Origin of the sequence: Actinoplanes sp. NPDC048988 (genome assembly GCF_043197815.1) — a bacterium.
GTDB lineage: Bacteria > Actinomycetota > Actinomycetes > Mycobacteriales > Micromonosporaceae > Actinoplanes.
On record NZ_JBICTW010000029.1, the window covers coordinates 20900 to 32699 of the forward strand.

Genomic DNA, 11800 nt, shown 5'->3' on the forward strand with positions numbered 1-11800 from the left:
GAACAGGGGAGCAGGCTACCGCCAGGACCACAGGCCGGCCGAGTCTGTCCCCGGACGGATTCGGCCTTCCATCCGTTTCCCTTACCCGTCAAGACGAGAAGCTGGCAGTCGACCTCGTCATGCCGGATTTAGGCTCTCAACCCAATGTGACGACCAATTCACTCGCCGTGACATCATATTTGTCAGACCGAAGGCTCCCCGGCCGATGGCACCGGGCGTGGATGCTTTGCGAAGGCGGCCGTTGTGGCAGTGGTGGCTGATGTGCGGTGCCGTGGCCGGCGCGGTCTATCTGATGATGCCCTCGGACGATCCGTGGGCGTGGGGGCTCTACAACGCGTTCGGCTTCGCCTCGGCGGCGGCCGTCCTGGCCGGGGTACGCCGTAACAGGCCCCGCCGGCCCGGGCCCTGGTACTGGTTCGCCGGTGCGCTGGCCCTGTGGGCGGTGGGCGATGTCGTCTACGAACTGCAGTACTTCTCGTGGGGCTGGGAGACTTTTCCAGGGCCGGCCGACGTGCCGTACCTGCTGGCTTATCCGATGTTCGCCGCCGGAGCGTTCCAGCTCATCAAGGGCCGCATCTCCGGTCGCGACCGCGCCGGCCTGCTCGACGCGGCCATCGTCTCCACCAGCCTGTCGCTGCTGTCCTGGTCGTTCCTCATGCGGCCGGTCGCGAACGACGAGTCCCTCGGCCTGCTGCAGCGGCTGGCCTCCCTCGCCTATCCGGCCGGCGACCTCCTGCTGCTGATCATGGTCGTACGGCTGTTGACCACGCCGGGCGCGCGAACCGTCAGCTACCGCCTGGTGATCGCCGGGATCGTCGCCGAGTTGGTGAGCGACGTCGGTTACGCCGTCGTCAGCCTGTTCACGGCCTACAGCGACGGTCTGCTGGACGTCGGCTGGATCGCCATGTACCTGCTGTTCGGCGCCGCGGCACTGCACCCGTCGATGCGCTCCCTGTCCGAGGTGGCGCCCGATCGCGCGGAACGGATCACCGCCGGCCGGCTCACGCTGCTCGCGGTGGCCTCCCTGCTGGCGCCCGCGGTCCTGATCGTGCAGGGGTTCACCGACCCGTCGGCGATCGACTGGCCGGCGATCGCGCTCAGCTCGGTCATCCTGTTCCTGCTCGTGCTGGCCCGGATGGCCGGCCTGATCTCCCGCGTGCAGGATCAGGCGGCCCAGCTGCGGGCGCTGGCCCACAACGACGCGCTCACCGGGGTGCCGAACCGGCGCGCCTGGGACCTGGAGCTCAGCCGGGAGATGGCCAAGGCGGTCCGTTCCGGCGAGCCGGTGGCCGTGGCCCTCATGGACATCGACCACTTCAAACGGTTCAACGACAGCCACGGCCATCCGGCCGGGGATCGCCTGCTCAAGGAGGCGGCGGCGGCCTGGCGCGATCAGCTGCGCGCGGGCGACCTGCTGGCCCGCTACGGCGGTGAGGAGTTCGGCGTACTGCTGGTCGGGCAGTCACTGGAGACGGCGGTCGCCGTCCTCGACCGGATGCGCCAGGTCACCCCGCAGGGGCAGAGCTTCTCGGCCGGTGTCGCGCTCTGGGACGGCCGGGAGATTCCGGAACAGCTCGTCGCCCGCGCCGACGAGGCCCTGTACGAGGCGAAGCACCGGGGCCGCGACCGCGTCCTGGCCGGCGCTCAGCGATGAGCGCGTGTCACAGGCGGCCGTGGCGCCGGGCCGGGCGGCGCCGGGCGCGGCCGGCGGGGTCGCTGGTCAGCAGGGACACGGCATCGCGGGCCGGCTCCGGCAGCGGCTTCTCGACCCCGAAGGCTCACCTGACCGTTTTGCGATGGTTGGGGGAGACTTTGTTCATACCCGCAGCCGTTGATCAAGGCCGTAGGGTGGCGCGGTGAAGTGGACTGGCAGCTCAAAACTCCTGGTAGCGACCGTTGTCGCGCTCCTCGCCGTGGCGGCGGTCGTGTGGGTGCGGCGAGACTCGCCGGCCGCCGAGCACGAGACCGCCTCCGCCGACCCGAACACCCCGTGGACGGCCACCTGGGCGACCGCCATGCAGGACGGCAAGGGAGCCGGCTTCCAGCGCGAGACGCTCCGGCAGGTGGTCCACACGAGCATTGGCGGGGACACCGTCCGGGTCCGGCTCTCCAACGAGTTCGGCCGGGCCCCGCTCACGGTCGGCGCCGTCTACCTGGCCAAGCATCTCGGCACCGGCACGGTCGACCCCGCGACGAACGCGCATGTGACCTTCGGCGGCGCCGACTCGGTGACCGTCAAGGCCGGCGGCACCGCCGTGAGCGACCCGGTGGCGTACCGGCTGCCGGCCGGCGGCGAGCTCGCCGTCAGCGCGTACCTGCCGCAGCCCGTCGCCTCGGCGACCCAGCACGGATCCGCGAACCGCGACAACTACATGGCCTCGGGCAACCAGAGCACGAAGGCCTCGCTGCCCGGCGTGCGCTCGTTCTACAACTACTCCTTCCTGGCCGGCGTCGACGTCCAGAACGGCGGAGCCGAGGGCGCGGTCGTCGCGCTCGGGGCCTCGATCACCGACGGCTACGACTCGACGTGGAACGGGAACCGCAGCTGGCACGACCTGCTCGCCCGGCGGCTGAACGGCGCCGGCCGTACGGTCGGGGTGCTCAACGCCGGCATCAGCGGCAACTCACTTCTGCAGGACGGGGTGGGCCGGAGCGCCCTGAACCGGCTCCAGCGGGACGTGCTCGCCCAGCCCGGCGTCACCTGGGTGATCCTCGCCGACCTGGGGGTCAACGACCTCGGCGGCGCCGACGAGTCGACCGGCGGCCGGCTGGTGGCCGGCCTGCGGCAGCTGATCCAGCGCAGCCACGGCGCGAAGGTCAAGGTCCTGTGCGGAACCCTGCCGCCGTACGCGGGCGCGGAGGGCTGGAGCCGGGCCGGTGAGGCCGGCCGCAAGACCTTCAACACCTTCGTCCGTACGCGGGGAAACGGCTGCGACGGGGTCGTGGACTTCGACGCGGCGGTCCGCGATCAGGCCGACCCGGACCGCTGGAACGCCCGCTACGACCAGGGCGACCACATGCACCCCAACAACGCCGGCATGGAGGCGCTCGCCGGCGCCGTCGACCTCGGCCTCTTCGCCCGGGCCGACGGCTAGGCGTCACTCCTCGTCCGGCTCCGGCGTCCCGGCCGGTCGGCCGGGGCCGCGCATCCGGCCGACCTTCCCCGGCAGGCGGCCGGCGTCGGCCAGGGCCTGGCGCAGCAGGAACTCGATCTGCGCGTTGGTGCTGCGAAGCTCGTCACCGGCCCAGCGCGCCAGCGCGTCGTGCACGGCGGGATCGAGGCGCAGGAGCAGTTTCTTGCGTTCGGTAGCCATGGGCCTACGAGTAGAGCGTTCCCGCGTTGACCACGGGCTGAGCGTCCCGGTCGCCGCACAGGACCACCAGCAGGTTGCTGACCATCGCCGCCTTGCGCTCCTCGTCGAGGTCGACGACGTGATTCTCGGCCAGGCGCAGCAGCGCCGACTCGACCATCCCGACCGCGCCCTCGACGATGCGGGCGCGGGCCGCGACGATGGCGTTCGCCTGCTGCCGGCGCAGCATGGCGTGGGCGATCTCCGGTGAGTACGCGAGACGGGTCAGCCGGGACTCGATGATCTGCACGCCGGCCGCGGCCACGCGCGCGCCGATCTCCTCCGACAGCTTGGCGGTGATCTCGTCGGCGTTGTCGCGCAGGGACATCCGGGTGGTGTCGTGCGAGTCGTACGAGTAACCGTTGGCGATGTGCCGAACGGCCGTCTCGGTCTGGATGGCGACGAACTCGATGAAGTCGTCGACCTCGAAGACGGCGCGGGCCGTGTCCTCGACCTGCCAGACCACGACGGCGGCGATCTCGATGGGGTTGCCGTCGGCGTCGTTGACCTTGAGTACGTCGGTCTCGTGGTTTCGGATGCGGGTGGAGACCCGGCGCCGCACGGTGAGCGGGTTGACCCAGCGCAGCCCGTCGGTGCGTACGGTGCCGGTGTAGCGGCCCAGGAGTTGCAGGACGCGCGCCTCGCCGGGCGCGACCGGGGTCAGCCCGGCCAGGGCCACCACCGCAGCCAGTCCGAACAGGACGGAAGCGCCGACGAGAACGCCGATCAGCGCGTCACTCTTCTGCTGCAAACCGATGATGAAGGCGGCCGCGCTGAGGATGAGCACCGCGACCGACAGGCCGAGAACCGGCCAGCCCGAGGCGCCTCGGGCGATGCGCTCGCGCACCTGCGGGGTGGGCAGATCGAGGTGTTCCGTCATGGGGGCCTCCCTCTCGCGTTCGATGTCACGAGGTTATCAATATGATATCACATTTTCAATCGCCGGTCCGTACGACCCATTGACTTGCGCCACTGGAAGATCGAGGCTCGGGGAATTGGGAACGCTCCCACCTGTCCGTACGAACAGGAGTCCGACGTGTCCTTACGGTCGTATATCGTCGCCGCGGCCACCGCGTGCGCGGTGACCCTGTCCCTGAACCCGGTTCCCGCGAGCGCCGCGCCCATCGCGGACGGCACCCGGTTCTACACCCCGCGCCCCGACCCGGGCGCCGTCCAGCAGATCGCCCAGCTCACCGCGGCCGGTCAGCGCGGCCTGGCCCACCAGATCCGCACCATGGTCGAGACTCCGCAGGCCGTCTGGGTCACCGGCGGCTCCGGCCGCTCGCTGACCGCGTCGGTCCGGGCGGAGGCCCGGCGCGCCGCGGCGAAGAAGACGACGCCGGTCTTCGTCGCCTACAACATCCCCTTCCGGGACTGCTCGCAGTACTCCGCGGGCGGGGCCACCTCGGTGGCCGAGTACCGGGCGTGGATCGACGCCTTCGCCGCCGGGATCGGCGGTCACCGGGCCGCCATCATGCTCGAGCCGGACGGCCTGGGCATCATTCCCTGGTACACCACCATCAACGGCGAGCAGGAGTGGTGCAAGCCGGCCGAGGCGGATCCGGCCACGGCCGCCGCCGACCGGTTCGCGATGCTCAACTACGCGGTCCGCCGCCTCGGCGCCCTGCCGCACACCAGCGTCTATCTCGACGGCACGCACAGCGCCTGGCTCGGCGTCGGCGACATCGCCGACCGGCTGGTCAAGGCCGGTGTCGCCAAGGCCGACGGCTTCTTCCTCAACGTGTCGAACTACGAGACGACCGAGCGCCAGCTGAAGTACGGCAACTGGATCTCGAAGTGCGTCTACTACGGCACGAAGGGCCCGGTCGAGGCGCGCGGCCACTTCGAGCAGTGCGCCAGCCAGTACTACCCGGCCAGCCCCGGCGACTTCAGCACCTGGCCGCTGAGCGACGCCTGGTACGACGCGAACGTCGGCGCCGTCTCCCCGCGCAAGCTGGCCCACTTCGTCGTCGACACCAGCCGCAACGGCCAGGGGCCGTGGACGGCGCCGGCCGGCGTCACCTGGCCCGACCCGCAGGTCTGGTGCAACCCGCCGGACCGCGGCCTGGGGCTGCGCCCGACCACGAGGACCGGCGACCCGCTGGCCGACGCCTTCCTGTGGGTCAAGACCCCCGGCCAGTCCGACGGCCAGTGCGACCGCGGCACCGGCACCGGCCTCGACCCGGCCCGCGGCAACACCGCCGACCCGGCCGCCGGCGCCTGGTTCCCCCAACAGGCGATCGAGCTGGTCCAGCTGGCGAACCCTCCGCTGCGCTGACCGACATCTCCACTAGTGGCCTCACCCGCTTCGGCGGGTGGGGCCACGTCACGTTCGCCACCGTCTGGCTCGCCTACGACGAGGAGCTGCACAGCTCGGTGGCGGTGAAGGTGCTGGCCGAGAACTGGACACACCAGCTCGACGTCCGGGCCCGCTTCACCGAGGAGGCGCGCATCATGCGCCGCGCCGAGTCCGAGCGGGTGGTTCGCGTGCTCGACGTCGGCGAACTGCCCGACGGCCGTCCCTATCTGGTCATGACGTACGCACCGGACGGCACCCTCGCGGAACGGCTGGAGTCCGGCCCACTGCCGGTCGCCGAGGCCGTCCGCGTGTCGGCCGAGCTCGCCCGGGGCGTGACCGTCCTGCACGAGCTCGGCGTCCTGCACCGGGACCTCAAGCCGTCCAACGTGCTCTTCGACGGCGACCGCGTCCTCGTCGCCGACCTCGGCCTGGCCAAAGCTCTGGCGCAGGGCTCCGGCTTCACCATCGTCGCCGGATCGCCCGGCTACATGGCGCCGGAACAGGCCCGGATCGGCGGCGGCCTGGACGAGCGGGCCGACGTCTACTCCCTGGGCGCGCTGGCCTATCACATGCTGACCGGGGAACCACCGGCTTCGCAGCCCGCCGTACGCCCGTCCAAGCTCCGCCCGGGCATACCGGCCGCCGTCGACGCGGTGGTGCTGCGTGCCCTTTCCCCCGCTCCGGGACGGCGCTGGCCGTCGGCCGCGGCGTTCGCCGAGGCGGTGGAGGCCGCCCGTACGGACAAGCCCGCCCGCCGCTCGATCGCGGGCCGGCTGGCCGTCACCGCCGCCCTGTCGGCGGTGACGGTGCTCGCCGGCACGGCCTGGGACGCCGCCCGGAACGACAAGCCGGAGTGGACCCGGGTGGCCGACGCGTCCGGCGCCCTGTCGGTGTGGGTGCCGGGCGCCTGGGCCAAGCAGGTCCGGGACACCGGCTGGGACCCGGGGACGATCCGTCTGCGCGCGGGCCGTGACCCGGGCCTGACCGTCGGACCCGACCTGACCGGCTGGTCGAACCCGGACAACCCGGCGCCCGGCGTGTTCGCCGGTATCAGCCCGGCCCTGCGCGGCGGCCGTCCGGCGCTGCCCGACCACTCGACCTGCGTCCCGCAGCCCGACGCCCATCCACGCCTGGTCACCGGATCCGCTGTCGTGCGGCGCTGGACCGGCTGCGGCAGCGGCGCCATCTCGTTCACCGAAGCGCTCATCACCCCCGCTACCGGCGACGTCGGCCTCTACGTGCAGATCCGCCAGACCGACGACATAGACCACAGCGAGGAGATCCTGCGTGGCGTACGGCTCGGCTAGAACCGTTCCCAGTTGGTGCCTCCGTTGAAGCGGTAGCGGCGCGTCTCCGGCGTGCCGTCGGTCTTGCGGACCGTGGTCACGATGGTGCCGTTCTCCACCCGGTAGGACGTGAAGGTCATCGCTTCGTCCCAGTCGGTCGGGGCGTCGGCCTTGATGGCACCCACGGTCTCCCGCGTTTTCTGGTCGTAGCCGAGCTTGACCGGGACCAGGCTCTGCTGCCGCATGTCGCTGCCGCAGTCGACGAGGATGAGCGCGTCCTCGGTGACCGGGGCGCTCGCCGGCTCCTCGGCGAGATATTCCGCGTAGAACGGGCGCGCGCCCCCGGGCAGCATGGTGCAGTTGTTGGCACCCGAGGAGGCCTTGCCGTTCTTGAAGGTCAGGTCTCCGAGGGTGGGGAACCCTTTGAGGGTCACGTTGTTCCAGTCGGTGGCCCTGATACCGGTGCTCGGCGCGGTCTTCGTCGTCGTCGCAGGCGCGGTCTCCGGCGCGGTCTCCGGCGCGGTCTTCGGCGCGGTCGAGGACCGGGTGGAACTGGCTCGGACAGTCGGAGTGGAGGTGGCCGGACCCGAGGTGGGCGCGACGCTCACCGAAACAGCGGAGACGGGGGCCGGGGCGCCGGCGGGACCCGCGTCTCCCGAGACGTTCTCCGGCCCGGCGTCACAACCGGTCAGGGCGGCGATCTGAAGCGCGGCGACGGTGAGGGGCAGTACACGCATGGCAGGAGTTCCTTCCGGCACAGTGGAGCAACGCTGTCCTGGAGTTCGATGCCGTTTCCGTTCCCGCCATTCGCCGTCGGACGCGATCAATTCTGTCGCCGATCCCACAGCCGCTTCGCGTTTAGGTTCGTACCTCGAAGCCCGCGATGAGGGTGGCGACCAGGAAGCGGTAGCTCTCGGACACGTCGCGGTCCAGCCCGAAGGCGCCGGCCGCCTCGAGGCTGGCGAAGCCGTGCAGGCTGGAGCGCAGGGCGCGGGCGGCGTCGACGGCGCGATCCTCGGGCAGGCCGAATCCGGCGAGGACGTCGAACAGGATCCGGATGGACTCGTCGGACACCTTCCGGTCCTCCTCGTCGCCGGCCTCGGGGGCCCGGAGGGTGGCGGCGTAGCGGCCCGGATGTTCCAGGGCCCACGCCCGGTACGCGTCGGCGAACGCGTGGACCGCGGCCGGGCCGGACTGGCCGACCGCCGCCCGGGCCAGGGCGACGGCGAACTCGGTCTTGGCCCGCATGCCGATGCCGCGGCGCAGGGCGCCCAGCGACTCGACGTGTTTGTAGAGCGACGGCGTGCGGACGCCGACCCGCTCGGCCAGCAGGCCCATGGTCAGGTTGTCCAGGCCCACCTCGTCGGCGAGGGCGGCGCCGGCCTCGATGACCGCGGCCGGGGCCAGGCCGGCCCTAGGCACGGGCGTGGGCCTTCAGGAACGTGAGCATGACGGCCACCGTCTCGTCGGGGTACTGGACGTGCGGGTAGTGACCCGCGCCCTCGATCATCTCAAGCCGGGCCCGGCCGGCCGGCATCGCGGCCACGATGGCCTCGCCCTCGGCCCGCGGGTCGGCCCAGTCGGGGTCGAGGGTGCCCTCGACGATCAGGGCGGGGACGCGAACGCCGCCCAGGTGCTCCCCCGCGTCGGCGGGCGAGGTCTGGGTCATCTTCTGCAGGGCCTTCATCCGGCCCGGCTCGCGCAGCATGGCCTCGATCCCCGCCAGCTGGGTGGTCCAGTCGGCCGGCTTCCGCCCCGGGTAGGCCAGGTCGAGGTAGCCCTTCCAGGACGACAGGCTGCCCAGCATGGTGCCGGCCAGCTTGAGCGTGGCCTTGCGGCGCAGGTCGCCCAGCTTGAACGACTGGGCCCGGGTGAAGGGAGCCAGCTCGATGACCGCGCTGATCAGGTCGGGCGTCTGGGCGGCCGCGATGGTGGCGGCGCCGCCGGCGATCGAGTGGCCGACGAGCACGGCCGGTCCACCGAGGTGCCTGATCACCGCGAGCAGGTCACCGGCGATGTGGGTGCGGCTGTACGAGGGCCAGACCGCGCTCGACTCGCCGGCGCCCCGCAGGTCGGCCGTGGCGACCCGGTAGCCGGCGGCGACCAGGCGCGGCGCGACGAACCGGTAGGCGTCGCGGCTGGTGCCGATGCCGGGCACCAGGACGACGAGCGGCCCGTCTCCGGTCACGTCGTACGCGATGGTGCCGCCGTCGACTGTCAGGTATTCGGTCATGACTCACTCCTGGCTAGTGGTGTTAGCTAAAAGCTAACTCGATTAGCCAGGAAGTGCAAGGGGTCAGCGGCGGGCCAGCCTCCGGGCGCCGGAGACCCCGGGCTCGTACGGCACGTTGTAGTGGGCGAAGACGGTCGGCTCCTCGGTGGCGGCCAGCTCGCCGTCCAGCTCGATGCTCGGCGCGTCGGTCACTTGCTTCTTGCCGTAACGGACCCGGACCGCCTTGGGAGTCACGGTCGCACCGGCCAGGGGCACGAAGACCAGACGGTGCCGGCCGATGAAACCGACACGCACGGTCGCGTACGCGGGCTCGTCGTTCAGGGTGTCGACGTAGACCGCCTCGAGCTCGCCGATCTTGGCGCCGTCGGGGTCGATGACGCTCTCGCCGCGCCAGTCGCGCAAATTCTCAGCAGGGAACACGTGTGTGGTTTGCCCTGACCCACCAGCCCGAAACCCCTCAGCGGCGCAGCGGAATGGGGTTGTCCGCCGGCAGCACGCTCCACGCCCGCTCGGTCAGCGGCGCCAGCTGACCCACGTCGCCCACGGCCTCGGCGGCCAGGCGATCGGTCACAACCTCGATTTCGGCGTACGCGTCGCGCCCGGCGGCCGTCGCCACGCCCTCCGCGGTGAGCCACCCGCGCGCGGCCAGCCGCTCCGCCGCGGCCCGCCACTCCTCGTCGGTCCACCCCCGCGCCGGCTGGGTGACCGCCCGCAGCCGGCCGCCGTCGAGGCCCACCCGCCAGACCAGCGACTCGCAGCCGTCCACCCCGGCCGTGAGCAGCGCCGCCACATGCCCGTCCCCGCGATGCTCGCGCAGGATCGTCGCCGCGTGCCACAGCCGGGCCACCGGCTCGGCCGGCCACGGCAGATCGGCGTGCGCCGCCGCCAGCACCCGGCCCGGCAGGGCGACCGCCCGGGCCGCCTCCTCGAGCATGTCGGCCGCGTCCACGACCGTGGACTCCGGCAGCCCCTCGAACAGCGCGGTCAGCGCCGCGGCCGCCCCCGCGGTCCGCGCGGCCACCGCGGCCGCCGGCGTGATCCGCGTCCACACGTCCGGCAGCGCCCGCGCCACCATCCGCGGCGCGAACCCGAAGAAGGCCGCCGTCACCGGGCCCGCCCCGACCGGGCCGAGCGCCGCCGCCCGCCCTGCGAAGTACCGCCGCCAGAACCCGGTCAGCCCGGCCGCCTCGAACGCCGCCCCCGCCTGCGGCGTGAAGTAGGTGACGGCGTGCAGGGGCTCGAACAGCGACCAGAACTCGCGCGGCGACGTCATCGCCCGATCATGCCATCCCGGCGATGACGCCTTTGCCCGTCATCGAGGTCTCAGCGAGGAAGCGCGGCCCTGTCTGATCGACACGGGCACACCCGGGCAGGACGAGCGGTGCCGCGATCGCCGGTATGGACCGCCGAATCACCCCCGGACACCCCTCCCGGAGGCCAAACGAGCCGCACCTTCACCTGATCCCATCTCGAACCCGCACTGAGAAGTCACCTCACCTGGCCAGTCGAACCGCTCCGGTGAAGATTGGTTGAGGGCGAAGCCGCCCTGTGTCCACGCGACACGGTCGTTGCCGTCACCAGCTTGGCGTGAGGCGATTCGATACGAGCGAAGGTTGCGACTGACCGCTGACGCGCTGGATAGCTCTTCGCGCCCCGCCAAGGCGGCGAGGTCGCCGACCGCTCTCATCCTGTTCTCATTCAGCGTTTCACCGGTTTCAGCGGGCCGAGCCAGTTCACTGCTTTTAGCAGCCTGAACCAGTGCGGCGATCTTACTGATCCGCGATAACGTGACGCAGATGGTGCCGCTGATGTGGAGTCCCCAATTGATCTTGGGGTCCAGGGTACTCGGGCCCTCCTCGCCGACTCCTGCCAACGGCATGCCCACCAGGCCTAAGGCGCCACTCAAAGTCGCCCAAGGACTAATATTATCGTTCCCGGGCCGAAACTGATTGACCAACTCGACGCCGTTCGCGAAGCCCTCCAGGCAGGCTGCCGCAATCTTGAGACTCGACCCGATATCGACGATCTGCGACGGGGCTTCCGGCATCAACTTGAGGGTGCCGCCGAGCGTGGCAGCCGAAGCCGCCACCTCTGTGTGATAGTCGCTCCAGTTGGGGACATTCCTCTTCAGAGGCTCGATAACGTAGTTAAAGAAGTCATTGGCATTTACCGCCGGATAATTCGCTTTCGCACCCGATTGCTCGGTGCCGTCAAGTGGCCTTACCCCGCCGGAATGGACCTCAGGCCCACTCATATCCCCGGGCTCTTCACAGATGGTCGGCGGGGCCGGCGGAGCTTTGGTCTTTCTTCGCCTCAGGCCCCCATTCGCCGGCGTTACCCTGTCGGCATTATCAGGATCGTCGCCGCGAGACGGGTATCGCCAAGAAACTGCTCGGCGCCGCGCCCCTGAACCGGGCGCCTCGTTGAGGCGCACGTTCGCCCGGACAGTGACCGGGGCGCCGCTGCGTGCGCGGAAGCCGAGCTGACAGGCGGCGCCGTTGCCGAGAAGGATGCCGTTGTAGCCGAGGCTGACATCCAGGCGTCCATGAAGGCGGCGTTCGCCGAGCGAGGGTGCCGGAACTCAAGCGGCCCCCGTCCCGGGGGCGAACCCTCGTTGCCTCCCGGCGCCGCA

General features: G+C 71.2%; 12 protein-coding genes. 4 read left to right on the forward strand and 8 right to left on the reverse strand.

The features are described from left to right. The first annotated feature begins 217 nt into the window (after positions 1–217). Together ACGFJ7_RS45440 and ACGFJ7_RS45445 are read left to right on the forward strand one after the other, a co-directional pair. Positions 218–1654, forward strand: a complete 1437-nt coding sequence (locus tag ACGFJ7_RS45440) for a GGDEF domain-containing protein (protein WP_360257022.1) — start codon at positions 218–220, stop codon at positions 1652–1654. Positions 1655–1856: 202 nt separating this feature from the next. Then, positions 1857–3095, forward strand: coding sequence for an SGNH/GDSL hydrolase family protein (locus ACGFJ7_RS45445; RefSeq protein WP_392648610.1), 1239 nt, complete (start codon positions 1857–1859; stop codon positions 3093–3095). 3 nt (positions 3096–3098) lie between these two features. On the opposite strand, the gene ACGFJ7_RS45450 is transcribed toward ACGFJ7_RS45445, so the two are convergent. Both ACGFJ7_RS45450 and ACGFJ7_RS45455 read right to left on the reverse strand, forming a co-directional pair. After that, positions 3099–3314 (reverse strand): hypothetical protein, encoded by a 216-nt coding sequence (locus ACGFJ7_RS45450; protein ID WP_360257028.1) that lies wholly within the window; start codon positions 3312–3314, stop codon positions 3099–3101. A gap of 4 nt (positions 3315–3318) precedes the next feature. Then, a complete protein-coding gene (locus ACGFJ7_RS45455; protein WP_360257030.1) occupies positions 3319–4230 on the reverse strand; it encodes an SPFH domain-containing protein in 912 nt (303 codons plus the stop codon). 156 nt (positions 4231–4386) lie between these two features. On the opposite strand from ACGFJ7_RS45455, the gene ACGFJ7_RS45460 reads away from it, so the two are divergent. Next, on the forward strand, positions 4387–5628 hold the full coding sequence (locus ACGFJ7_RS45460) for a glycoside hydrolase family 6 protein (RefSeq protein WP_360257033.1): 1242 nt from the start codon (positions 4387–4389) through the stop codon (positions 5626–5628). A 5-nt stretch (positions 5629–5633) separates the two neighbouring features. Beyond that, positions 5634–6956, forward strand: a complete 1323-nt coding sequence (locus tag ACGFJ7_RS45465) for a serine/threonine-protein kinase (RefSeq protein ID WP_360257144.1) — start codon at positions 5634–5636, stop codon at positions 6954–6956. Here the strand turns inward: ACGFJ7_RS45465 and ACGFJ7_RS45470 are convergent. The 6 genes from ACGFJ7_RS45470 to ACGFJ7_RS45495 all read right to left on the reverse strand — a co-directional run bounded on the left by ACGFJ7_RS45470 (position 6953) and on the right by ACGFJ7_RS45495 (position 11422). Beyond that, entirely contained in the window at positions 6953–7672 is a 720-nt protein-coding gene (locus ACGFJ7_RS45470) for a hypothetical protein (protein WP_392648614.1), read from the reverse strand. The genes ACGFJ7_RS45465 and ACGFJ7_RS45470 overlap by 4 nt on opposite strands. 121 nt (positions 7673–7793) lie before the next feature. Beyond that, positions 7794–8357: a WHG domain-containing protein gene (locus ACGFJ7_RS45475; protein WP_360257037.1), complete on the reverse strand. Its 564-nt coding sequence runs from the start codon at positions 8355–8357 to the stop codon at positions 7794–7796. Further along, complete coding sequence (locus tag ACGFJ7_RS45480) at positions 8350–9168, reverse strand: alpha/beta hydrolase (RefSeq protein ID WP_360257039.1); 819 nt, start codon at positions 9166–9168, stop codon at positions 8350–8352. The genes ACGFJ7_RS45475 and ACGFJ7_RS45480 overlap by 8 nt, the downstream gene beginning before the upstream one ends. Positions 9169–9231: 63 nt before the next feature. Further along, a complete protein-coding gene (locus tag ACGFJ7_RS45485; RefSeq protein ID WP_360257041.1) occupies positions 9232–9588 on the reverse strand; it encodes a PRC-barrel domain-containing protein in 357 nt (118 codons plus the stop codon). A 37-nt stretch (positions 9589–9625) separates the two neighbouring features. Further along, a complete protein-coding gene (locus ACGFJ7_RS45490) occupies positions 9626–10441 on the reverse strand; it encodes a hypothetical protein (protein ID WP_392648619.1) in 816 nt (271 codons plus the stop codon). Between the two features lie 138 nt (positions 10442–10579). Next, a complete protein-coding gene (locus tag ACGFJ7_RS45495; RefSeq protein WP_360257045.1) occupies positions 10580–11422 on the reverse strand; it encodes a hypothetical protein in 843 nt (280 codons plus the stop codon). Between the last annotated feature and the right edge of the window lie 378 nt (positions 11423–11800).